At 68.2% G+C, this 23,362-nt stretch carries 21 protein-coding genes and 1 tRNA gene; 11 read left to right on the top strand and 11 right to left on the bottom strand.

From position 1 onward, the window contains the following. Positions 1-743 precede the first annotated feature (743 nt). On the bottom strand, positions 744-2,057 hold the full coding sequence (locus A2790_RS08260) for a hypothetical protein (protein WP_293389801.1): 1,314 nt from the start codon (positions 2,055-2,057) through the stop codon (positions 744-746). Between the two features lie 366 nt (positions 2,058-2,423). Between A2790_RS08260 and A2790_RS08255 the strand changes: the two genes are divergently transcribed. The 5 genes from A2790_RS08255 (at position 2,424) to A2790_RS08235 (ending at position 8,074) form a co-directional block, all read left to right on the top strand. Next, complete coding sequence (locus A2790_RS08255) at positions 2,424-3,212, top strand: glutathione S-transferase family protein (RefSeq protein WP_293389798.1); 789 nt, start codon at positions 2,424-2,426, stop codon at positions 3,210-3,212. A gap of 22 nt (positions 3,213-3,234) precedes the next feature. Further along, positions 3,235-4,218: an NADP-dependent oxidoreductase gene (locus A2790_RS08250; RefSeq protein WP_293389795.1), complete on the top strand. Its 984-nt coding sequence runs from the start codon at positions 3,235-3,237 to the stop codon at positions 4,216-4,218. An 80-nt stretch (positions 4,219-4,298) separates the two neighbouring features. Next, complete coding sequence (locus A2790_RS08245) at positions 4,299-4,916, top strand: TetR/AcrR family transcriptional regulator (protein ID WP_293389792.1); 618 nt, start codon at positions 4,299-4,301, stop codon at positions 4,914-4,916. A gap of 103 nt (positions 4,917-5,019) precedes the next feature. Continuing rightward, on the top strand, positions 5,020-5,631 hold the full coding sequence (locus tag A2790_RS08240) for a glutathione S-transferase (protein WP_293389789.1): 612 nt from the start codon (positions 5,020-5,022) through the stop codon (positions 5,629-5,631). A gap of 100 nt (positions 5,632-5,731) precedes the next feature. After that, entirely contained in the window at positions 5,732-8,074 is a 2,343-nt protein-coding gene (locus tag A2790_RS08235) for a TonB-dependent receptor (protein WP_293389786.1), read from the top strand. Positions 8,075-8,409: 335 nt separating this feature from the next. Here the strand turns inward: A2790_RS08235 and A2790_RS08230 are convergent. Then, positions 8,410-8,485, bottom strand: a tRNA-Ile gene (locus A2790_RS08230). 108 nt (positions 8,486-8,593) lie between these two features. Between A2790_RS08230 and A2790_RS08225 the strand changes: the two genes are divergently transcribed. After that, positions 8,594-9,337 carry an SIMPL domain-containing protein gene (locus A2790_RS08225; RefSeq protein WP_293389783.1) on the top strand — a complete coding sequence of 248 codons (744 nt, stop codon included), beginning with the start codon at positions 8,594-8,596 and terminating at the stop codon, positions 9,335-9,337. Here the strand turns inward: A2790_RS08225 and A2790_RS08220 are convergent, their stop codons facing one another. The 3 genes from A2790_RS08220 to A2790_RS08210 all read right to left on the bottom strand — a co-directional run bounded on the left by A2790_RS08220 (position 9,338) and on the right by A2790_RS08210 (position 11,232). Next, complete coding sequence (locus A2790_RS08220) at positions 9,338-9,730, bottom strand: hypothetical protein (protein ID WP_293389780.1); 393 nt, start codon at positions 9,728-9,730, stop codon at positions 9,338-9,340. A 64-nt stretch (positions 9,731-9,794) separates the two neighbouring features. Next, positions 9,795-10,151, bottom strand: a complete 357-nt coding sequence (panD, locus tag A2790_RS08215) for an aspartate 1-decarboxylase (protein ID WP_068874269.1) — start codon at positions 10,149-10,151, stop codon at positions 9,795-9,797. Between the two features lie 211 nt (positions 10,152-10,362). Continuing rightward, a complete protein-coding gene (locus A2790_RS08210) occupies positions 10,363-11,232 on the bottom strand; it encodes an alpha/beta hydrolase (RefSeq protein ID WP_293389774.1) in 870 nt (289 codons plus the stop codon). Positions 11,233-11,399: 167 nt separating this feature from the next. Between A2790_RS08210 and A2790_RS08205 the strand changes: the two genes are divergently transcribed. Next, positions 11,400-12,641, top strand: coding sequence for a serine hydrolase domain-containing protein (locus A2790_RS08205; protein ID WP_293389771.1), 1,242 nt, complete (start codon positions 11,400-11,402; stop codon positions 12,639-12,641). Here A2790_RS08205 and A2790_RS08200 read toward each other — a convergent pair. Then, positions 12,638-12,991 carry a hypothetical protein gene (locus A2790_RS08200; protein ID WP_293389768.1) on the bottom strand — a complete coding sequence of 118 codons (354 nt, stop codon included), beginning with the start codon at positions 12,989-12,991 and terminating at the stop codon, positions 12,638-12,640. The genes A2790_RS08205 and A2790_RS08200 overlap by 4 nt on opposite strands. A 112-nt stretch (positions 12,992-13,103) precedes the next feature. Here A2790_RS08200 and A2790_RS08195 point away from each other — a divergent pair, with 112 nt between their 5' ends. Together A2790_RS08195 and A2790_RS08190 are read left to right on the top strand one after the other, a co-directional pair. Beyond that, the gene (locus A2790_RS08195; protein ID WP_293389765.1) at positions 13,104-13,445 is read left to right on the top strand and encodes a TfoX/Sxy family protein; all 342 of its coding nucleotides are present in this window, start codon (positions 13,104-13,106) and stop codon (positions 13,443-13,445) included. Between the two features lie 40 nt (positions 13,446-13,485). Continuing rightward, on the top strand, positions 13,486-13,713 hold the full coding sequence (locus tag A2790_RS08190) for a flagellar basal body rod C-terminal domain-containing protein (RefSeq protein WP_293389763.1): 228 nt from the start codon (positions 13,486-13,488) through the stop codon (positions 13,711-13,713). Positions 13,714-13,784: 71 nt separating this feature from the next. Here A2790_RS08190 and A2790_RS08185 read toward each other — a convergent pair whose 3' ends face one another. Both A2790_RS08185 and A2790_RS08180 read right to left on the bottom strand, forming a co-directional pair. Beyond that, positions 13,785-14,240 (bottom strand): DUF6152 family protein, encoded by a 456-nt coding sequence (locus tag A2790_RS08185; protein ID WP_293389761.1) that lies wholly within the window; start codon positions 14,238-14,240, stop codon positions 13,785-13,787. A gap of 61 nt (positions 14,241-14,301) precedes the next feature. After that, on the bottom strand, positions 14,302-15,165 hold the full coding sequence (locus A2790_RS08180; protein WP_293389758.1) for a hypothetical protein: 864 nt from the start codon (positions 15,163-15,165) through the stop codon (positions 14,302-14,304). Between the two features lie 132 nt (positions 15,166-15,297). Between A2790_RS08180 and A2790_RS08175 the strand changes: the two genes are divergently transcribed. After that, the gene (locus A2790_RS08175; RefSeq protein ID WP_293389755.1) at positions 15,298-15,918 is read left to right on the top strand and encodes a TIGR02466 family protein; all 621 of its coding nucleotides are present in this window, start codon (positions 15,298-15,300) and stop codon (positions 15,916-15,918) included. Between the two features lie 6 nt (positions 15,919-15,924). Here A2790_RS08175 and A2790_RS08170 read toward each other — a convergent pair whose 3' ends face one another. Then, positions 15,925-17,565 (bottom strand): M28 family metallopeptidase, encoded by a 1,641-nt coding sequence (locus tag A2790_RS08170; RefSeq protein WP_293389752.1) that lies wholly within the window; start codon positions 17,563-17,565, stop codon positions 15,925-15,927. Between the two features lie 254 nt (positions 17,566-17,819). Between A2790_RS08170 and A2790_RS08165 the strand changes: the two genes are divergently transcribed. Continuing rightward, positions 17,820-18,941 (top strand): NF038122 family metalloprotease, encoded by a 1,122-nt coding sequence (locus A2790_RS08165; protein ID WP_293389750.1) that lies wholly within the window; start codon positions 17,820-17,822, stop codon positions 18,939-18,941. Positions 18,942-19,018: 77 nt separating this feature from the next. Here A2790_RS08165 and rpoD read toward each other — a convergent pair whose 3' ends face one another. Together rpoD and dnaG are read right to left on the bottom strand one after the other, a co-directional pair. Further along, positions 19,019-20,953, bottom strand: coding sequence for an RNA polymerase sigma factor RpoD (gene rpoD / locus A2790_RS08160; RefSeq protein ID WP_293389747.1), 1,935 nt, complete (start codon positions 20,951-20,953; stop codon positions 19,019-19,021). A 478-nt stretch (positions 20,954-21,431) separates the two neighbouring features. Then, positions 21,432-23,348 carry a DNA primase gene (gene dnaG, locus A2790_RS08155; protein ID WP_293389745.1) on the bottom strand — a complete coding sequence of 639 codons (1,917 nt, stop codon included), beginning with the start codon at positions 23,346-23,348 and terminating at the stop codon, positions 21,432-21,434. Positions 23,349-23,362 lie beyond the last annotated feature (14 nt).

Here is a 23,362-nt window from a genome sequence, read left to right as displayed (position 1 = left end):
TTCTGACTTTCTGCGTAACCGACCTACTAGAGATCGGCTGGCTATAGTCTGCGTAGTTCTTGACGAGTTCCCACAAATCTTGGCCGAACCGAAATCCGACCATATTCATGGTGTCTTCAAGAGACCGCAGTCACAGTCAGCGTCGAGATAGTCTGGTTAGGACTATCGCCAGGACGCCGCCGCCTGCGTTTCTCTTTCCAAATCAACAATGTCAAAGACCCGCACCCCCGTCGCCCGGAGACGCTCGAAACGAGCTGCATGTTGGGAGGCACATGGCCGGCCGAAGCCTGTTGAGCCAGAGATGCCTTCGGAGACCGAAGCCCCCGATGCCGACAAGACCATCATCGCTGATAGGCCCGTCTCGGCTGGCGCTCTCATATGGGTTCATTTGGACTGAACACAAGAGGGCGTCCCACCGGCTGTCAGACCTTGGAGGTCCGTGTCGGCGGAGGCGGGCTTGTAGGCGAGACATCGGCGGCGGTCAACCGGATTTTCGCGGCTCGCGCCGCCGGCGTCAGGTCGCCGCGGCTTGGCGGGCGTCGGGCTAGGCGCTGGGACGCCGAGACGGCGCGCGAAAGCATCCAAATTCCTGACGCAGGACAAGGCGCGGTTGTCCCGCGGACGCGCTCCAGCCTGGCTCTGCTGGCCTCGCCCCAATCGTGACGTGCTCTCAAGGGGCGGCGTCGGCGGCACGGCTTCTCTGCCACGGCGGAGAATCACCTGCTGCAGGGTAGCCAGCGTCCTCAATGCTCGATCGCCTGAACGTTCCCGCGGTCGGAGAGGAGGCCAAGCCGCGCGATATCGTCCAATAGCATCGGCTCGCGCTGCAGGCGCTGTAGCAGCCGCCACTGCTCGGCCGGATCTCGCCCTCGCATGGTGCGATCGACGGCGTACCAGCCGAAGTCTGATGCGATGAGATACGAGCCGAACCCCCTGATCATCCTGACGGTGTGTTCTGCGGCTTGAGGAGTCTGCAGACGATAGCGGATGAGGGCTTGCTCGGCGCCCTCATTGTCCAACGCGCCGGTTAAGACGTCACGCGCAATCGTGGCGCTGGCGCCGAGGAGATCAGACCTCGCGCGGTGATAGGCCCGCCATTGAGCCTCATCCGTCATGCTCAAGCCTGCGAGGGGAAAGAGAACGTCGCGCTCGAAGGCGATGCGCTCCTCGACAGGGAACGCGAGACCGACGCCATACTCCGCAACCGCCTCCGCTACCGGCACCAGGGGATCGCTGTCGATGGCGACTCCAAACTCGGGCCATCCACGCGCCCGGTAGAGTTGGCGATCCATGGCCATGTAATGAACATGGTGACCGGGGTAGACTTCGTGACAGGCGTGCTGAAGCAGCCGGTCCACGTCGGTCGGGATAGTCCGGCTGATCCGGATCACGCTGCGCCCGGAGCCGAGATACTGCGCCGAAGCCGGCGTCGTCGCCTCATCGACAAACTGCACCTCAACGGACTCATCGGCGAGCGGCATGCGCGCCGCGGTCCGCCGCCGGCACTCGGCCATGGCTGCGCGGAACACCGGCTCGATCCGGTCGGGCGGCGTCGCGGCGGCGCGGCGCATCCGCTCGATCCGGTCGGTTAGCGCGCCCTCTCCGGGCATCGCCGCCTCGAGGCGCTGCAGGACAGCGTCGTAGTCGGCCAGTGGGCGGAACCGGGGCGTGAATCCGAAGCGGCGCTGGACCTCCTCCTCGATCGGCAGGGCCGGGTTCACCGGCCTCATGTTCAGCTCGAGCGCAGAAAGCCGCGCCCGCAGCGATCGCCTGCGCACATCGGCCAAGGCGTCATGGGGCTTTGCTAGTGCATCTAGGCGCGCCATCAGGCGCTGAGCGTCCGCGCCTATCCTTGCGGCATCGCGCCGAGTGCTTCGCGCCGCCGCGAGCTGTGGCGCAAGTTTCGCGTCCACCTCGACGGCCGGATCATTCAAAAGCAGAGCGCCCAGAGCCAGTTCAGCGTAGTCGCGCGCGATGTCGTCGATCGCAGCGGCGCGCGCCGCCGAAGGAGAAAGGGTCAGCAAGACCAATGAAATGAGCAAACCCCAGACGCCCACCTGATGCCCCCTCGTCTGCACCCTCCCTTTTTCCCGAGTTGCGCGGCGCCAGGCAAGGTCCGCCCGCCAGGAGCGCGAGTTGGCGCCCGGGTGAAATGCAGACTTCGGAGGTAGTCGACCTCATCGGCGGGCGCAGCGTCCAGGCCGATCTTCAACGCCGTCAGGCACACGACGTCTGGCGACACCTCTGCGAGCCACGGCACGATAGCGATCATCGCAGTAGCCGCCATACCGCTTGGCTGCTGTGGTTGGGGAGTTTCGGCGGCTTGGCAAACGGCGCCCGTCTTGCGTCGACCCGTTAGTGACGATACCGTTACTTAAACACCAACCGGTCGGCCAGCCGGAATGACAAGGCAGGGAACGCACATGACAAACGAACTCAACCGGCGCGCCGGTCTCGCGGCATTGGCCAGCTTGGCGGCTGCGCCGGTGGCCGCCGCCGCTGCGACACAGGGCAAGGGCTGGCCTCTGCCGCCCATCACCATCTACCACCTCGAGGGCCGCCGCTCGGAGCGGGTAGTCTGGCTGATGGAAGAGTTGGGCCTCCCCTACAAGCTCGAGTTCAAGCGCGGCGACCTGATGGGATCGATGGCGCTGATTAAGGCGTTCAGCCCGATCGTGCCAATGGCGCCCACCGTGAAGTACGGCGATCAGGTGCTGGTGGAATCCGGGGCGATCATGGAGCTGATCCTCAACCGCCACGCGCCCGGCAAGCTGCAGCCCGATCTCGGGAGCGCGGACTATCCCCACTACCTGATGTGGATGCACTACGCGGAGGGTTCGCTGGCCGCGAAGCTGTTCTCAGACTATCGCGCCTGGATGCAGCAACCGCCGAAGGAGCGCTCGCGGCTGGTGGACTCCGAGGCGGTCGTCGAGTTCGCGGAAGAGTTCTTGAAGGCGCACGAATGGTTCGGCGGCGCGGCTTTCTCGGCAGCCGACATCATGATGCTGTTTCCGCTTCGGGTGGCGACCGAGCTCAACATTGTCGATGCGGTGCAATTTCCTAAGGTGGCGGCGTGGAAGGCGCGGGTCGAGGCCCGCCCGGCCTACCAGCGCATGCTCGCCAAGGCGCGCCCGGACGGGATGATCGGCATGCTGCGCGCCCTGCCCCAGCACGCCCCGTCCGGTCCCCGGTCGCCCGGCCCGACCCGCTAACCCGTTTTGGAGATGAGTTGAGATGACTGCAGCCCGCCAGATCCACCTGGTCCGCCGTCCCGACGGCGTCCCGGTCACCGACGACTTCGCTGTCGTCTCCGTCGACATCCCCGACGCCGGCGACGGCGAGGTGCAGGTGCAGAACCTGCTGATGTCGGTCGACCCCTACATGCGGCCGCGCCTCACGGCGGACCAGCCGCTGAACGTCGCCATGATCGGCGGCGGCATCGGCCGGGTCGTCCAGTCCCGCAACCCGAAGTTCGCCGAAGGGACGCTCGTCCGCCACGGCGCGGGAATGCAGGAGCGCTTCGTCTCGGACGGCAGGGGCCTGCAGGCCCTGAACCCCGACCCAGCGCTGTCGCTCAGCGTCTACATGCACGCCCTGGGCGGCACCGGCATCACCGCCTACGGCGGCCTGCTGGAGGTGGGCGCCCTGAAGGACGGCGAGCAGGTGTTCGTCTCGACGGCCGGCGGCGCCGTGGGTTCGGTCGTGGCCCAGATCGCCAAGATCAAGGGCTGCTATGTGGTGGGCTCCACGGGCGCGGACGACAAGGCGGCCTGGCTGAAGGACGAAGTCGGACTGGACGCCGTGATCAACTACAAGGTCCAACCGCTGAAGACGGCCCTGGCCGAGGCCATGCCCAAGGGCATCGACGTCTACTTCGAGAACGTCGGCGGCTCGCACCTGGACGCCGTGCTGCCGCGGATGAACGTGCGGGGCCGGATCCCGGTCTGCGGGATGATCTCGACCTACAACGGCGGCGGCGAGGGCGTGCGCAACCTGTCGGCCATCATCTACAGCCGCGTGCGGATGGAAGGCTTCGTGGCCAGCGACTTCCCGCATTTGCAGGCTAAGTTCGTCGACGACATGACCGGCTGGTTGAAGGACGGCCGCATGAAATACCAGGAGACCATCCTGGACGGCTTCGAGCGCGCACCCGAGGGGTTGATCGGCCTGTTTTCCGGGCTCAACAGCGGCAAGATGCTGATCCGCGTTGCCGACTGATCGCGCGCTGGACGCGCAGGCCTGCGCTCGGGATGATGACGGGCTGGCCCAGCGTGGGCCGGCCGAACGGGCGGGGGCTTGTGACCACATCCAATCGAACCGGGCCTGACGGCGCCAAGATCGTGCAGAAGCGGCTGAAAGGCTCGGAGCGCCGCGACGTGTTCCTCGACGCCGCCGCCGCGATCGTCCTGGAGCAGGGCGTGTCGTCCGTGACCATGGAAGGCGTGGCGCAGAGGTGCGGGGTGAACAAGTCCCTGCCTTATCGCTACTTCGCCGACCGTGACGCCGTGCTTGCGGCGCTGTTCGACCGCGAGCAGGCGAACTACGCCGCCCGCTGGACCCAGGAACTGCCGCAGGACGCCACCTTCGACGCGGCGGTCCGGGCGGCGTTGCGCCACTGGTGCGTCCGGTCGGACGAGAGCGGCGAGCTCTTCCTTCGCCTGGTCACCGACAGCGGCCGGCTGCGCGAGCGGGCGCGGGAGATGCAGGACGCCAACGCCAAGGGCTGGGCGCTCGGCCTCAAGCGCGCCTATGGCCTGCCGGACGACGTGGCCCTGCAGTACGCCTGGTTCATGGTGACCGGCGTCACCGGCTTCCTCGCCGCCCGGAACGGCGACGACGAGGCGCTGATCGAAACCATCACCGTGGCGGTCGTGGCCGGCGCCGAGGCGCTCAAGGCGAAGCACGCCAAAAAGTGAACTGATGCGTCCGACACAGCGCAAATGGACTTGCGCGCACGCCGTAAGTAACGGTACCGTTACCCCCATGGAGCCGCCTAGACGCGGCCGATGAGGGGAAACGATGAAGCTCTACGGCGAAGACAATCCGGCGCCCAATCCGCGCCGCGTTCGAATCTTCCTGGCCGAGAAGGGCGGGAGCGTTGAACACGTCCGCGTGCCGATGCGCGAGCGCGGCCACAAGGCGGCGGACTTCCTGGCCAAGAACTCCCTCGGCCAGCTTCCGACGCTGGAACTGGACGACGGCATGTTCCTCAGCGAGAGCGTCAGCATCTGCCGCTATCTGGACGAGACCCTGCCCGGTCCATCGCTGTTCGGCTCGACCGCCCGCGAGCGCGCCGAGGTCGACATGTGGATCCGGCGGATCGAGTTCCAACTCATGAACCCGATCGGCCAGATCTGGCGCCACACCCATCCGCTAACCGCCGCGCTGCTGACCCAGTTCAAGGACTTCGGCGAGTCGAACCGGCCGCGCATCGAACAGATCTATCACTGGCTGGACAGCGAGCTGGCCGGGAAGGCGTTCATCGCCGGTGAGGCCTACTCCATGGCCGACATCATTGCCCTGACCACCGTCGACTTCGGCCTCCTCATCGGCGTCCCGATCCCGGCGGACTGCGCGAACGTCCTCGCCTGGCACGGCCGCGTCTCGGCCCGCCCGAGCGCCAGCGCCTAGTCGAACCACCATCCGACCAACCTTGCCGTCGCTATTAAGTGACGGTCACGTGACTTAACATAACAACGCCGCCCGAGGCGATGAGGGGAAGGAACGAGAGATGACCGCTCGCACGAGCACGCGTCCGCAACGGGCGCTCCTGGCCGGCGCCGCCGTCGCGGCGCTGGCCTCCGCCCTGGCCGGATCGGCCTCGGCCCAGGCGACGGCCACCATCGACGAACTGGTGGTGACCGCCCAGAAGCGCGCCGAGAATGTCCAGGACGTTCCGCTGTCGATCACCGCGGTGAAGGGCGAGGCGCTGGAGGCGCTGCACGTCACCCAGGCCCAGCAGCTGACGCTGATCGACCCGTCCGTCCGCTTCAAGCAGAGCCTCAGCAACAGCGCCTCGGGCTTCCTGATCCGCGGCATCGGCACCAGCAGCTTCTCGGCCGGCATCGAGCAGAGCATCTCCACCGTGGTGGACGGCGTGGTCCTGGCCGACCCCGGCAGCCTGTCCACCCTGGCCGACGTCGAGCGCGTCGAGATCCTGCGCGGACCGCAGGGCATGCTGTTCGGCAAGAACGCCTCGGCCGGCCTGGTCCACTTCATCACCAAGCGTCCCTTGCTGGACGACAGTTCCGGCAAGGTCCGGGTCGAAGTCGGCGAGCGCGGCGAGCGCAACTTCGAGGCTATCGGCAACGTGTCCGTCGGCGACACCGCGGCCCTGCGCCTGGTGGTGGTCCACAACGAGCGCGACGGGATCATCAAGAACGTGGCGCGCGGCGGCGACGATACCGACCCGCGCAAGGTCACCGGCGTGGCGCTGAAGTTCCAGTGGAAGCCCACCGAGAACCTGACCGTCTTCGCCCAGGCCGACCGGTCGCAGAGCGACACCTTCTGCTGCGCCTCCACCTGGCGTAAGGTCACGCCCGGCTATGCGCCGGCGGTCACCAACGCTCAGTACGGCATCGTTGCGGGGCCGAAGAACCTGGCCGTCGCGGCCAACGGCGACTTCTTCGGCAGCAGCCGCGCCCAGGGCTTGGCGCTGCACATCGACTATGACGTCTCAGGCTTCACGCTCAGCTCGATCTCAGCCTACCGCGAGGCGCGCCGCGTCGGCTTCTACGACGGCGACCTGACGCCGGTCAGCTACATCGACCTGAACGGCGGCGCCGGCGACACCAAGTGGTTCACCCAGGAACTGCGCCTGACCTCGCCGATCGGCGAGCGCTTCGACTACGTGCTGGGCCTCTACTACTACAACTCGACGGCGGACTCGGAGATCACCCAGCGGGGCCAGCTCACCTGGATCCTGCCCGCCTCGAACGGCCAGGTGGTGCGGGTCGTCCCGACCCAGCCGGCGGGCACGGTCTTCCAGACCTCGACCTTCAACACCATCGGCTCGGACAGCTACGCGGCGTTCGGCCAGGGCACGTTCCACGTCACCGACAAGCTGGACATCATCGGCGGCCTGCGCGGAACGCATGACGTGGTGAAGCTGAACTACCGCCGCGACCCGGTGACCGGCACGGTGTTCATTCCGGGGTCGGTCGCCCTGCGCTTCGACCAGGACATCAAGAACGACAACCTCTCGTGGCGCATCGGGCCGCGCTACAACGTCACCGACGACATCATGATCTACGGGACGGTGTCGAAGGGCTACAAGGGCCCCGGCTTCAGCGGCCTGGGCGCCACCGTCGCGGGCTCGAACCAGCGGGTGCTGCCGGAGATCCCGACCAGCTACGAGATCGGCATGAAGTCGACGTTCTTCGACCGCCGCCTCCAGGTGAACGTCTCGGCCTACGACACCAAGGTGAAAAACTTCCAGGCTCAGGTGTCGGACCTCTCCAGCCCCACCTATTCCAGCCGCATCACCAACGCCGGCTCGATCAAGACCAAGGGCGTCGAGGTCAACGTCGTCGCGCGGCCGATGGCCGACCTGAACGTGACCTTCGGCGGGGCCTACACCCATGCCCGCTACCTCGATTTCAATGGCGTGCAGTGCTACTTCGGCCAGCCCAAGGTGGCGCTGGGCGGCCCCTGCACCGCTCCGCCAGCCAATCCCACCTCGATCGACGGCTTCTTCAACGCCAAGGGCCTGCGCCTGGCCGCGGTGCCGACCTGGGTTCTGGGCTCGACCGTGTCGTACGAGCGCCAGCTCAGCGAGAACATCCGCGGCTTCGCCCAGGCGAACTGGAACTGGCAGAGCGACACCAACTATTCGGCCAACGGCGATCCGGGCACGATCCAGAAGGCTTACAGCCTGGTGGGCGGCCGCGTGGGCGTGAGCGGGCCGGACGACAAGTGGACCTTCGCCATCTACGCCTCGAACCTGTTCGACAAGCGCTGGGCGGCCCAGATCACGCCCTCGCCGGTGACCAGCCTGAACCCGGGCGGCTACCTTCAATACTTCAGCCCGGACTCGGTTCGGCGGGTGGGAGCGAGCTTCGAGACGCGCTTCTGATCCGCCAAAAAAGGCCGTCGCGGGGGAAGCGTGGCGGCCCATCGGGTTTGAGTTGTCTGGGGGCGATGAGTGGGCCTCCAGCGACCCTTGCGTCTGCCGGTAGATGCATGAGCCGCTGGATGCACTCCAGGGGCGCCTCCGGCTCAGGGCTCGGAGCCAATGGACAGCGGCCAAGCTGCGGACGTTCGGGATATCGGGCTGGGGCGGTTACCAAACACCGCCGTCGCGGCGAACCGAGCCAGCGTACTTTGCCAACTCGCGCTCACTCATAGCGGCCGCTCTGAGAAGCTGTTCCAGACAGGGACTTAAGGCAAGTCAGCCCCTTGAGGAGGCGCTGGTGGGCCCGGCAGGACTCGAACCTGCAACCAGACCGTTATGAGCGGCCGGCTCTAACCATTGAGCTACAGGCCCCTGCAGCGCGGATCGCCGCGTTACCATGAGCTGCACGGCGCTTAAAGCTTGCGTTCAGGTGGGAATTGCGACGCTAGGGCTCGTAAACCCGGACTGGAGACTCCCCCCATGAAGACCCTGATGCGCGCGACGGCGATCGGCCTGGCGCTGGCCGTGACCGCAGCCGCGCCTGCGGCGCTGGCCCAGGCGGCCCCCCCCGCCGCCGACACCATGTTCCGCGCCACCACCCTCAACCTGTCGGCCTATGGGGAGACCAAAGTCGCCCCCGACATGGCCACGATCACCCTCGGCGTGATGACTGAGGGCAAAACCGCCGCCGAGGCCATGCAGGCCAATGCGGCGCGGATGAACGCCGTGGTGGCCAGCCTGCGCAAGGCGGGGATCCCGGACAAGGACATCCAGACCTCGAACCTGAACCTGAACCCGCAGTACAGGTACCAGGAGAACCAGCCCCCCGTGCTGGTCGGCTACCAGGCGTCCAACAACGTCACCGTCACGGTGACCGACCTGAAGCGGCTGGGTCCCGCGGTGGACGCCACGGTGAGCGCCGGCGCGAACCAGGTGCACGGGATCAGCTTCGGCCTCTCCGACCCCACCGGCGCCGAGAACGCAGCGCGCGAGGCGGCGGTGAAGGCGCTGGCCGCGAAGGCCGACCTCTACGCCAAGGCGACCGGCTACCGGATCTCGCGCCTGGTGTCGCTGAGCGAGGGCGGCGGCTATGCGCCCCAGCCGCCGATGCCGATGGTCGCCTACGCCGCCAAGCGGGAGATGGCCGACGCCGGCACATCGATCTCGGCCGGAGAGATGAAGGTGCGCGTCGACATCAGCGGGCTCTACGAACTGGCCCGCTAGTTACGGAGCCTTCGAGACCCCGGCCTTGCGGAAGGCGCCTTCCAGGCGGTCGGCCATCATCCGGCCCGGGAAGGCGCGCTCGCCCTCCATCATGGCCGCGTAGACCAGCTCCGTCCCGGCGATGGGGCCGGCCGCCCAGCCGACGCCGCGCGAGGCGTCGGCCTGGGTGTTGCACGACAAGGCGCGGGGCTGGCGGTCCTTCGCCGTCAGTTCGAGCAGGCTGGAAAGCTTGCGGCTCCCAGGCGCATCGCAAGCCGGGAATTCCCGCGCGCAGGTGGTGGCCGAGTTGTAGCGGTAGAGCACCTTGCCCGACCCCGCCTCGGCGATCAGGACGCAGGTGTTGGGATCGCCCACGGCTTTCGACACGGCCGCGTCGAGGTCGTCGCGGTTCACGCCCGGCGGCGCGCCGGGCGAACAGGCGGCGAGGGACAGGGCCGCCAGCGCGGCCCCGGCCAGCTCAAGCGGCCTTCTTGATCTCGTTGGCGTCGTCCAGCAGGACCACGGTGGGCGCATAGTTGCGGGCTTCCTCGGCAGGCAGCATGCCATAGGTCACGACGATAACCTTGTCGCCCTTTTGCACCAGCCGTGCGGCGGCGCCATTGACGCCGATCACCTTCGACCCACGCGGGGCCTCGATGGCGTAGGTGGTGAACCGGGCGCCGTTGGTGATGTTCAGCACGTCCACCTGCTCGTGCGGCAGGATGCCCGACGCGTCCAACAGGTCGCGGTCGATGGCGATGGAGCCTTCGTAGTCGAGATCGGCCTGGGTCACCGTGGCGCGGTGCAGCTTGGCCTTCATCAGCGTGAGCAACATGGGCGTTCTGGCGTCCTTGTGGCCTCGCCCCCTCCCGGAGCGTCGCGCATATACGCATGCGGGGCGCTGCATTCAATGCGGCATCGCAGCGTGCCTGACCCAGGGGCGCCGTCCGCCCCCAAGCCCTTACAGCGCAAGGACCTTCCTCACGGCGGGCGAGGCGGTCGGCGCGGCGCAAGGCCCTGCCCTCGCCGCGGCGCAGCACGGGGCGTCAGCTTGCGTGGCGGCGCAGGAAATCGGTCATTTCGTCCAGCACCGGCGCCCGGCCCCGCAGCGGCCGCGACAGCGCCAGGATCATGCGGATGTGATCGACGCCGGGATAGTGGCGCTCCTCCACCGGCACGCCGGCCTCGCGGAGCTTGCGGGCGAGCGCGGCGGTGTTGCGCGGATAGACGACGGTGTCGGCATCGCCCGTGGCCAGGAACGCGGCCGGCGAGGTCTTGCCGACGTGGGCCAGGGGCTGGGTGGCCGGCAGGTCGGCGGCCTCGCCAAAGGTGCGCCGCGTGATCGCACCTTCCAGCGGCAGGAAATCGTACGGCCCCGCGAGGCCGGCCACCGCCTTCACCTTGGCCGGATCGACGCCAGCCTCGCGCAGGTAGCGGGGGTCCAGGCCAAGCATCACGGCGTTGTAGGCGCCGGCGGAGTGGCCCACGAGGACGATGCGGTCGGGGTCGCCGCCATACTCCCGCGCATGCTGGACGGCCCACTTCACCGCCAGGGCGCCGTCCTCGAGGAAGGCGGGGTAGCGGACTTCCGGGTAGAGCCGGTAGTCGGCGACGATCGCCACGAACCCGCGGGAGGCCAGCGCTCGGCCGACCCAGTTGTAGTCCTGACGCCGGCCGCTGTCCCAGGAGCCGCCGTAGAAGAACACCGCCACGGGCGCCTGCCCGCCGCCGCCGCGGGGCCCATAGACGTCCAGCGTCTGGCGTGGCCCTGGTCCATAGGGAACGCCCTGGGCGGCCCGGGCGGCGGGATCCTTCGGCGACAGGGTCGCAAAGAGCGTGAGCGGCGAGCACGCCGCCGCCAGGGCGCCGGCGACGGCGGCGAGGGTGAGGCGCTTGGTGACAGCGAGCGGCGGCATGGGTTCCCGTTACGGACGCGGAGGCGGGGGCGCAACCGTGGCCGCCCCCGCAAGGTTCCTACGGCTCGCCTGGCGCCCAGGACGCAGGCTTTGCGTCGCGGCGCCCCTTGACGGCGCGGGCCACACCCGGCGCTATGCTGGGTGAACAACGATAAGGGAGGCGACCAATGGACGGAGCTCAGGCTGCGGCGGGTTTCAATCGCGACGCGCTGGCGGGCGTGGCCCCGGCGCTGAAGGGCCTCGTGGACCAGCAGGCGCTGTCGGGCATGGTGACGCTGGTCTGGCGCCGCGGCGAGATCGTCCAGGTCGACGCCATCGGCCATCGCGACATCGAGGCCGGCCTTCCGATGGAGCGCGACACCCTGTTCCGCATCGCCTCCATGACCAAGCCGGTTACGACCCTGGCCGCCCTGATGCTGGTCGAGGAAGGCAAGCTGAAGCTGGACGACCCGATCACCAAGTGGCTCCCGGAGTTCAAGGACATGAAGGTCCTGACCGACGCCACGGGCCCGATCGACTCCACCGTTCCTGCCGCCCGCGACATCACGGTCGAGGACCTGATGACCCACCGCTCGGGCCTCGCCTACGGCTTCACCTCGCTGGGCCCGATCGCCCATGCCCATGAGGAGAAGCTGGGCTCGGCCCTGGCCAACCCGCACACCCCCGACGAATGGATGACCCGCCTGGGCGCCTTGCCGCTGAGCTACCAGCCGGGCGAGCGGTTCCACTACAGCCACGCCACCGACGTGCTGGGCTTCCTGGTGGCGCGCATCGAAGGCAAGCCCCTGGGCCAGGTGCTGAAAGAGCGCATCTTCGATCCGCTGGGCATGCACGACACCGGCTTCTGGACGCCGTACGAGAAGCGTCATCGCCTCGCAAAGCTCTATGCCGCAAAGCCTGAGGGCGGTCTGAAGGACGTTTCCTGGGCCGACCCGGACACGCCCGCGGCGTTCGAAGGCGGCGGCGGCGGGCTGGTGTCCACGGTCGACGACTACCTGAAGTTCGCCCGCCTGATGCTGGGTCGCGGGGAGGTCGATGGCGTGCGCCTGGCGAGGCCCGAGACCATCGACCTGATGACCACCAACCGGCTCACCGACGAACAGCGCGGCCACGCCTTCCTCGGCATGCCGTTCTGGCTCAGCCAGGGCTTCGGCCTCGGCGCCTCGATGATCCTGGACGCCGAGAAGCACCAGTGGATGGGCGCCGGCGGCGAGGGGGCGTTCGGCTGGCCGGGCGCGTTCGGAACCTGGTGGCAGGCCGATCCGGTCAACGACCTGATCCTGATCTACCTGATCCAGGACTCCATGCCCCTGGGGCCCGAGGCGGTCACGGCCATGCAGGGCCAGCGGCCCACAGGCCGCATCGGCTGCCCGATGTTCCAGAAGATGGTCTACGCCGCCCTTACCTAGGGCCGCCGCGGCGCGACACAGATCGGCCGTCCGTCCACGGTGTCGCCCGCCAGCGTGCCGTCGCGGGCGGCCGTCGCTCGGGCGCGGTTGAGCGTCCGGCCTTCCGGCGGCGGCGTCTGGCCCTTGGCGCAGATGGCGACCTCGACGCGCTGGCCGCCGTCGGGGCAGGTGCAGATATCCTCGCGAAGGTCGAGCCGGCTGCCCGGGACCTTGCAGACCGCCGGGATCAGCCGGCCGCCGACCTCGATGCATTGGATCGTCTTCGTCGGTGGATTCTCGCCGATCGGCTGGGCGGAGGCCGGCGCAGCGATGGCCGCCAGACTGGCCAGGATGGAGATGGTGCGGATCATCGGCTGTTCCTCCTGGTCGCAGCATAGCGCCCGACCGAGGCCGGCGCCTTCCCAGCCTGCCCGCACTGCCGCAAGCTTGGATATGGCCTGGACGAAATCCCCAACGAGCCTCGTGGACCTTTTCGAGCTCAGCCTGCCCGACGCCCCGGGCCTGCAGCGCCGCAAGATGTTCGGCTATCCCGTCGCCTTCGTGAACGGCCACATGTGCGCCGGCCTCTTCCAGGACAGCGCCTTTGCCCGCCTGCCGCCCGCGCTCTCGGCCGAGCTGGTGGCCGACCACGGCGCAAGGCCCTTCGAGCCCATGCCTGGCCGGCCCATGCGCGCCTACCTTGCGCTGCCGGAAGAGGTGGTGGAGGACGAGGCGCGCTTCGCCGACCTCCTTGGCGCGGCCTACGCCTTCACCGCGGGCCTGCCGCCGAAGCCGCCGAAATCCACGCGCAGTTCACCACGTTGATGCGCGCGCTCTTAACCGGACCTGGCGCAGCTTCCGGTCCATGGACCCGATCTCCACCGCCCGCTACGGCCTGATGGCCGCCTCGCGCCGCTTCGAGGCGTCGGCCGTCAACATCGCCACCATGGGCGTCGAAGGCGAGCCTGAGGTCGATCTGGCCAAGGAAACGGTCGGCATGATCGAGGCCAAGACCGCCTTCTCCGCCAACCTGTCGGTGATCCGGTTCGCCCAGGACATGTGGGACTCGCTGCTCCAGCTCCAGAGCCGCTGACCGAACCCTCAACGAAAACGAAGAAGGGGAGCCTCGCGGCTCCCCTTTTCGTATCCGGCGCGGTTCGAAGCCTACTTCTTGTCGGTAGGGTCCGACCCGTCCTTCGGCGCGCCCGTGCCGGACGAGCCCATGAACAGCTTCTTCCCATCGGGGAAGGTCACGTCGCGGCCGTTGGCCTTGCAGGCCGGCCGGCAGAGCTTGTCCTTGGACTGGTAGCCGCGGACGATGATCTCGGTGCCCGCGGGCAGCGAGGCCTTGGTGATTCCCGAGCGCATCAGGGTGTTGGGCGTCCCGCCCTCGACCATCCAGGCGGTCGACTTGCCGCTGGCGTCGACGACGTTCATGTGGACCCAGGCGTGCGGATTGATCCACTCGACGCGGGTCACCTTGCCCCGCAGCAGGACCGGGGCCTTGCCGTCGAACTCCGCGGCGAAGGCGTGGTGCGCCCAGGCCGCGCCGCCGGCCGCGACCACGCTCAACGCCGCCCCGATAGCCGCCGCAACGATCAGTTTCTTGTTCTTGTCCATCTCGCGCCTCCAACGCCGGATGCTAGACCTTATCCCTCGAAGGTTCGGTTTGGAACCGGACCTATTTCAGCGGTTCCTTGCGCAGGTCGCCGTACATCAGCTCCTCCACGAACTCGACGCACTTGAACTGGTTCAGCCGCGCGTCCTCGCCCTGGCGCTTGTAGAGGTTGAAGCTCATCTTCCAGGGCCGGGTGAAGGTGGCCGGGTCGGTGATCGTGGCCTCGTAGCGCATCAGGCCCGGGCCCGTCGGCGTCCAGCGCTCGACCACCTGCATCTGATCGGAGTGGAAGTTGCCGGCCCGGTCGAACCAGGTGCGGTCGTTCATGCCGGTGACGGTGACCACCAGGGTGTCGCCGTCCCACTTGGCGACCGACTGCCCCATCCAGCTGTCGACCGGCGCCGGGCCGGGGTCGGTAAAGAGGATGTTCCGCACGGCGCCCGCGTACTCATAGGCGATGAGCATGGACTTCTCGGACTGGAAGACCTGGAACGGCAGGTGCATGTAGTTCGCGCGCGGCACGCCCGGCAGGTAGCACTTCACCTCGGGGTCGAGGTTCAGATAGTCGGCGCGGTTCGCGTCCCGCTGCTTCTTCGCCTCGGGGGTGTAGGGGATCTCGCCGCCCTCAACGATGCCCAGGCCGCCGGGCACGGCGCCCACGGCGCCGAGCGCCAGGACGGGCTTGGCGGGCACGGGAACCACGGGACCGGGACGAAGCTGCAGCGCCGCGCGGGCGGCGTGGGGCTCGATGTCCCAGCCGGCCGAGTTCATCGCCTGCCAGACGCCGTTCAGGTCGGGATGCTTGCCGTCGGGGCCCCGCGGGGCCTTGTAGACGGCCGCGGCCTTGGATTTTCCCTGCGCGTGCGCCGCCGCGGGCGCGGTCACCGCAAGGCCGATCACAGCCAACGCCGCCACGAACCTGTTCATGTTCTCGCTTCCCCCAACTCGGGCCCGGGCTCTGCGGCCGGGCTCTCGTGACCTCAACCTAGACAACGCTCGCACCCCGCGCCAGCGGACGCGGTGTTTGAGAAACCGGTGGGCTGCGGTAAGCCGCCCGCCATGACGCTGCGCCCGCTCTTCGCCACGCCTGTCTACGAGGCGACCCTTACAACAAACCGTAGCTTCGAAAATTTCAACCGCGAGATTTTGGAAGCCTGCCTAATGCTGGAGGCCGAGGATCAGGCAGGCCGCGCCTGGAGCCGCGCGCACGGGTACGGCGGCTACACGTCCTACGCTTCGCTCGACGACCTGCCTCAGCGGATGAGTGTTTTCGCCGACCTGAAGACCCAACTCGACCGCCATGCCAAGGCTTTCGCCGAGGGCCTTCACTTCGACCTGCAGGGCGGGCGGCTCCGGCTCGATAGCCTGTGGGTCAACGTCCTGAAACCCGGCGCCGGCCATTCGGGGCACATCCACCCACACAGCGTCATCTCGGGCACCGCCTATGTGGCCGTGCCGCCCGGCGCCAGCGCGTTGAAGCTGGAGGATCCGCGGCTGCCGCTGATGATGGCCGCCCCGCCCCGCCGCGCCGACGCGCCCGAAGAGACCCGCGCCTTCGTCTACCTCCAGCCGCAGCCCGGCGCCGTCTATATGTGGGAGAGCTGGCTCCGCCACGAGGTCCCGGCGAACAAGGCTAAGACCCCGCGCGTGAGCGTGAGCTTCAACTATGGTTGGCGCTGACCGCCCCTAGCGGTCTGCCACGGCCTGGGGGCGAGCGAACTTACCGCCGAAGAAGTCGCCCTTGTTCCAGAGCGGCCGCTCGTCGGCATCGGCGATCTCGCGGGCGATCTCGTAGTTGATGCGGGCGAACTTGGCGCCGGCCGCGTAGTCGATCCCCTGGGAGAGGTCGTCGCACGGCTTGTGGTAGCACTTCGCCAGGAAGCCGCGGAACTTGGCCTCGCCCCCGTTCTGGAAGCCGGTCATCAGGAAGGTCGAGGGCACGCCGACCTCGACGAACCGGAAGTGGTCCGAGCGGGTGAAGAGCCCCTCCTCCGGCATCGGGTCGGGCGACAGGGCCACGCCCTCGCGCGCCGCGGCCCGGCGAACCGCGCCGGCCAGGCTCGAGCGCTCGGCGCCGAACGCCACCACGTCCACGAAGTCGTAGGTGAGGATCGGCATGTCGAGATTGACGTTCGCCACCAGCGCCGAGGCCGGCGCCGTCGGATTGCGGGCGAAGTACTCGGCGCCCAGCAGGCCCTTCTCCTCGCCGGTAACCGCCAAGAACAGCACCGAGCGGCGCGGCGCCTTGCCCGAGGCCTGGAAGGCCCGCGCCACCTCCAGGGTGGTCGCGATGCCGCCGGCGTTGTCGAGCGCGCCGTTGTTGACGCCGTCGCCGTCCACCGGCGGCGTGACCCCGATGTGGTCGAGATGCGCCGACAGGACCACCACCTCGCCCTTCAGCTTCGGGTCGGAGCCTTCCAGCACCCCGGCGACGTTGGCGCTCTCAAGCGTCTTGGTCTCGGTGCGCAGCGTCGCATCCAGGCTGGCGGCCAGCGCGAAGCGCGGCGGGTCGCCCTTGGGCTTCTCGGCCGCCGCGACCACCTCGGCGAAGGTCTTACGGGCGCCGGCGAACAGCTTCTCGGCGCCCGCAACGCTGACCGCCGCCAGCTGCGGGGTGTCGATCGCCGCGTCGTTGGGCGCGCCGTCCGGCCTGCGCCAGGTCATCGCCCAGCTCTGCCAGGTGCGCTTGCCGTCCGCGAAGGGCCGGCGCTTCTCGTCCGACGGCAGGTTGACCGAGATCAGCCCGACCGCGCCGTGCGCCGCCGCCTGCGCCCGTTTCGTCCGCCCGTTGGCGTAGTAGGCGCGCTCCTCGGTCTGGAAGCCGGACGGGGCGCCGGACAGCACCACGACGATCTTCCCCTTCACGTTCAGCCCCTTGTAGTCGTCGCGCTTGTGCTCCGGCGAGACGACGCCGAAACCCACGAACACCAGCGGGGCCAATACGCGCCGCTCGCCCGCCCCGAACGGCTTGCCCGGCATGACGTCCTCGCCGAACACCAGTGGGACATCGGCGGCGCCCTTAGCCTTGAGGACGAACTTGCCCTCGTCGGCGGGGCGCGCCGCCAGGAGCGGAACCGGCTGGAACCAGCTGCCGTCGGACCCCGCCGGCTTGAGGCCGAGTTGGGCGAACTGGGAGGCGACGTAGTTGGCGGCGATGTCGTAGCCGGGCGAGCCGGCCTCGCGGCCCTGCAGCAGATCGGAGGCCAGGAAGGCGACGTGGGCGCGGACGCGCTCAGCGGAGGCCTGCGACTCACTCGTCTGCGCCGCGGCGGGAGCGGCAGCGAGCATCGCGGCCGCCATGGCGAGCGCGAACCTTGATGGAAACATGAAAACTCCCTGGTTTGCCCATTTCTATCGCAGGGCCCGGCGATGCAACCAGCACGCCTCGCGCAACAGGGGAGTTTCTCCCCCGACGCGAGACCACCCACAAAAACTACAATCAGAAGTGAGGAAACACACTTGACGGTGGAATTTTAAAGTTACCAGCTTGTTACAGTTGTTCGCCGCGTCATTCGGGGGATCGCGGTGAATGGTCACAAATGGGGCGCTACATGTCGGCTTTCAAACTAAAGTATTTACTGTTGGGAACCTTGGCCGCCAATTCGGTGATGTCCGCGGCGCCGGCTTCGGCCCTCACGATCGAGCTTAACGATATCGGCGGCGTTTCGGGCTCACCCGCGCAACTCGGCTTCCAGGTGGCGGCCAAGTACTGGGAGTCGGTCTTCACGAACGACGCCACGATCCGCCTGGACGTCGGCTACAGCAATCTCGGCCCGGGCATCCTCGGCAGTACGGGCAGCACGCTCTACCAGTTCCTCGACATCTCGGACTACCAGACGCTGCTGTCGCTGAACGCCACCAGCGCCCTGGACGCGACGGCTGTCGCCAACCTCTCGCCGCTCAGCGGGACGGGGTCGGTGGACGTGCTGGTGCCGGGCTACCTGACCGGGACGTCCGGCGTCGACGTGGACGCCGCGCCGCGCACGGCCCCCGACGGCCAGGAGATCAGCAACACCATGGCGATCTCCACCGCCAACCTGAAGGCCCTCGTCGGCGACTTCGGCTACGACGGTCCCGACGCCGAGATCCAGTTCTCGAACCAGTTTGCGTTCGACTTCGACCCGCGCGACGGCATCACGCCCGGCACCTATGACTTCATCGGGGTCGCCGTGCACGAGATCGGGCACGCGCTGGGCTTCATCAGCGGGGTCGACGACTTCGACTACAACAACGGCTACACCGGCAGCGACGTCGACGACTACTGGTGGGGCTACAGCGCCGACATGTTCCGCTACAGCGCCCCCGGCCAGCTCGACTGGACCGTCGGGACCGAGTCCTACTTCTCGATCGATGGCGGCGTGACCAACCTCGGCAACTTCTCGACCGGCTCGCAGAACGGCGACGGCTGGCAGGCCTCGCACTGGAAGGAGCCGGACGTCGCCTGCACGAACTTCCAGGGGATCATGAACCCCTACATCTGCAACGGGGTCGAGGACTCGGTGAAGGCGCTGGACCTGGCGCTGTTCGACGCCATCGGCTGGAACGTCAACTTCGACGTGCTGCAGAACGGCGACTACGAATACCTGACCTCGACCATGCGCGGCACCTTCGTGCCTGAGCCGTCGACCTGGGCCTTGATGATCATGGGCTTCGGGATGATGGGCGGCATGGTCCGCCGTCGCCGGCCGGCGCTCGCGCGCTGAGGCGAACCCAGGCCTGAACGAGAAACGCCGCCGGCTTCCACCGGCGGCGTTTTTTATGGTGTGGGTCGCGGACGACCTTAGCTGTCGAGGAAGCTCCGCAGCTTCCGCGACCGGCTCGGGTGCTTCAGCTTGCGCAGGGCCTTGGCCTCGATTTGGCGGATCCGCTCGCGGGTCACGCTGAACTGCTGACCCACCTCTTCCAGGGTGTGGTCGGTGTTCATGCCGATGCCGAAGCGCATGCGCAGGACACGCTCCTCGCGCGGCGTCAGGGACGCCAGCACGCGGGTTGTGGTCTCGCGCAGGTTCGACTGGATGGCCGCGTCGATCGGCAGGACGGCGTTCTTGTCCTCGATGAAGTCGCCCAGGTGGCTGTCTTCCTCGTCGCCGATCGGCGTCTCGAGGCTGATCGGCTCCTTGGCGATCTTCAGGACCTTGCGCACCTTCTCCAGCGGCATGGCCAGCTTCTCGGCCAGCTCTTCCGGCGTCGGCTCGCGGCCGATCTCGTGCAGCATCTGGCGGCTGGTGCGGACGATCTTGTTGATCGTCTCGATCATGTGCACCGGGATACGGATGGTCCGGGCTTGGTCGGCGATCGAGCGGGTGATCGCCTGCCGGATCCACCAGGTGGCGTAGGTCGAGAACTTGTAGCCGCGGCGGTACTCGAACTTGTCCACCGCCTTCATCAGGCCGATGTTGCCCTCCTGGATCAGGTCCAGGAACTGCAGGCCGCGGTTCGTGTACTTCTTGGCGATGGAGATCACGAGGCGCAGGTTCGCCTCGACCATTTCCTTCTTCGCCTGACGCGCCTCGCGCTCGCCCTTCTGCACCGTCTGGACGATGCGGCGGTAGTCGTCGATCGGGACGCCGGTTTCCTGCGCCAGAGCCGCGATCTCCGAGCGGATGTCGCTGATCTGGCCGGCGTCGTTCTCGGCGAACTTGGTCCAGCGGACGCCCAGGGCCTTCACCTGGTTGCCCCAGTCGGGGCGCATTTCCTGGCCGAAGTAGGCCTTGAGGAATTCGGTGCGGCTGATGCCGTAGCTGTCGGCCAGCCGCAGCAGGCGGCCTTCCAGGACCATCAGGCGCTTGTTGATCGCATAGAGCTGCTCGACCAGCGCCTCGATGCGGTTGTTGTTCAGCTTCAGGGTCTTGAGGTGCTGGACGATGGCGCCCGCGGCGGCCTGGTAGGCGGCGCGGTCCTTCTCGCTCAGGTCCTCGCCCTTCAGCTTCTGGCCGACCAGCTTTTCCTGCAGCAGGCGGAAGGCCTCGAACTCGCCGGCGATGGCGTCCAGGGTCGCCATCACGCCTTCGCGCAGCTCGGCTTCCATGGCGCTGATGGTGGGGCCCGCGCCGTCGTCGAAGTCGTCGTCGCCGTCGCCTTCGCCTTCGGGCTTCTCTTCGCCCTCGACCTCTTCGGCCTCCTCGGCGGCTTCCGCCGGGGCCGGGATCTCGCCAGCAGCCTGGTTCTGGCCGCCATAGGTCTGTTCGAGGTCGATGACCTCACGCAGCAGGATGCGGCCGCCTTCCAGCTCTTCGCGCCACACCATGATGGCTTCGAAGGTGAGCGCGCTCTCGCACAGCCCGCGGATCATGGTGTCGCGGCCGGCTTCGATACGCTTGGCGATGGCGATTTCGCCCTCGCGCGACAGCAGCTCCACCGAGCCCATCTCGCGCAGGTACATCCGCACCGGGTCGTCCGTGCGGTCGTAGGCCGGCTCCTTGGTGGTCTCGACCACCGCCGATTCCTCGCGGACCGCGACCTCGCCGCCCTCGGCGTCGTCCTCGGACTCCACGACGTTGACGCCCATCTCGCTCAGCATGGCGAGGGTGTCTTCGATCTGTTCCGAGGTCACTTCCTCGGACGGCAGGACCTTGTTCAGCTCGTCCATGGTGACGTAGCCGCGGGTCTTGGCCTGTTTGATGAACTTCTTGACCGCCGCATCCGTGAGGTCGAGCAGCGGACCGTCGCCGCCAGTGGATTCGGGCGTTTCGGCTTCGGCCGTGTTTGCGCTCATCTAAATCTCCGAACTCGGCTGCCGCCCCCCTTGCAAGGGACGGGCCGAAAATAGTGGGCGACGGGCCCGGATCGAGAGGTCGCGTCAATACGACCCGTGGTCCGTCGAAAACGTTCCCGTGCTTGTTTCAATGCGCCAGTGGATACGCCGACCCGCCATGACCCGACGCCGCCACAGGACGATTGGCCGCAGAGGTTACCCTCGCAGCGCCCTGTGGCGTCGACCTTCGGCCCTTGAGGACCTGACGGCGCGACCACTGCGATTTCCGCGCATCGAGGGAGACATCACATCCACGTGGGGGGCGCGTCCGTGTTCGCAACGGCCCATCGATGTCTGTCGTAGCGCGCTAAATCTGCAGGACGGCAGATGGCGTGCGGCACGCCCAGTGTCAAGACAGCGACCGCGTCGGGCGAACAGGGTGCGGGCATTTCGCGCAGGTCGGCTCGCGCTTGCGTCGGACAGCCGACGCCCCCCCGCGTCAGTGCGGCAGGACCGGCGGGCTGCCGTCGTCCTGGGTCCAGTCGCTGTTGATCAGCTTGCGCAGGTGGTCCCGCTCGGCCTTGAGCGGCGCGAGCGCGCTGACCGCGGAGGGATCGCGGCCGATGTCGCTCAGCGCGCCCTCGACGGCGCGCTCCAGCGCCTCCAGCTGCATCAGCAGCTCGAACGCCTGCCGCCAGAGGATCCGGGCCCGGTCGCGGGCGGCGCCGGGGTTCAGGAACGGCGCGGCCACGCCGGCCTTGCTGGCGTCGCGGTCCATTCGCGCGATCATGGCGTCGTCGACGCCCCGCGCCTTCAGACGACGCAGCACCGCGTCGAAGTCCGCGTCGTCCGCCTCGTAGCGGAGCTGGACCAGTTCATGGGCGATACGGTCCAGCTTGTCGTCGCCGAACCCGCGAGAGCCGACCAGTTCGATGGAATCGTCGATGATCCCCGGATCGTGCAGCGCCGCCTTGGCCAGGGCCGCCGCCAGCGGCCGCGACGACAGTTTCAGCTCGCCGGCCGCGGTCTTGGCCTCAGGGCTCGCGCCCGCGAGCGCGGCCTTGCGCTTTGCCCAGCCGTGCTTCGCCAGCGCCCGGCCGGCCGCCCCGGGCTCATAGACCGTCTGGCGCGAGGGCGAGAGCGCGTCGAAACGGCCGAGCAGGTCCTCCTTGTAGGCCGCCGCTAGGTCCGGATCGGCGATGGTCGCCGCAAGCTTCCGCAACCGCACCTTCAGCGCCGTCTTCCGCTCCGGCGTGTCCAGCGGCTCGGCGTCCTTCTCGCGGATGAACAGCGCCTCGGCGAAGGGCGTCGTGTGCGAGAGCTGCGCCTTCAGCACCGCCGGCCCCTGCTCGCGCAGCACGTCGTCCGGATCCTTGCCGCCCTCGACGATGGCGAAGCGGAAGCTCTTGCCCGGCTTCAGCAACGGCAGCGCCCGGTCCATGGCCCGCGCCGCGGCCTGCCGGCCCGCCCGGTCGCCGTCGAAGCAGAGCGTCGGCTCGGGATGATGCCGCCACAGCACCTCCATCTGGTCCTCGCCCAGAGCCGTGCCCATGGCGGCCACGGCCGGTACGCCGGCGCGCTGGCAGGCGATGACGTCCATGTAGCCTTCCACCACCACCAGCGGCAGGTCCTCGTCGGCCTTGGCGGCCGCCAGGATCTTGCGCGCTTCGGACAGGCCGTAGAGCTGATGGCCCTTGTGGAAGACCACAGTCTCGGGGCCGTTCAGGTACTTGGCGCGGGCCTGCGGATCCATCGCCCGGCCGCCGAACGAGACCACCCGGCCGCGCACGTCCAGGATGGGGAAGATGATCCGGTCGCGGAACCGGTCGTACGGCGCGCCGCCGTCCTCGGGCGCGATCAGCAGCCCCGTCTCCACCAGCTCGGCGGGCCGCGCGCCCTTGGCGACCAGATAGTCTTTCAGCGCCGTGCGGCCGGCCGGCGAGAAGCCAATGCGGAACCGCGACCACTCCTTCTCCGGCAGACCGCGCTTCTCGAGGTACGCGCGCGCGTCGCGCCCCGGCGGCCGGCGCAGCTCGGCCTCGAACCACTGGGCCGCCAGCTCCAGCCAGTCGCCCAGTTCGTGCCGCTTCTTGTCCTGCTCGGCGCCGCGCGGATCGACCGCCGGCAAGGCGACCCCGGCCTCCGCCGCCAGCCGTTCCACGGCCTCGGCGAAGCTCAGCCGCTCGGTCTCCTGTAGGAAGGTGATCAGGTCGCCGGTCTTGCCGGACGAGAAGTCGAAGAACTGGCCCTTCTCGTCGTTCACGTAGAACGAGGGCGTCTTCTCCTTGTTGAACGGCGACAGGCCCACGTACTCGCGGCCCTGCTTGCGCAGCTTCACGGTCCGGCCGATGACGTCGCTCGGCCGCAGCCGGGACTTCACCTCCTCCAGAAACCGCTCGTCAAACCGCCCGACCATCCCGGTAACCGCTA

It is taken from the genome of Phenylobacterium sp. RIFCSPHIGHO2_01_FULL_69_31 (assembly GCF_001824475.1).
Lineage (GTDB): Bacteria > Pseudomonadota > Alphaproteobacteria > Caulobacterales > Caulobacteraceae > Phenylobacterium.
The sequence above is the reverse complement of the archived record's forward strand: the minus strand, read 5'-3'. Positions and strand labels throughout refer to the sequence as shown.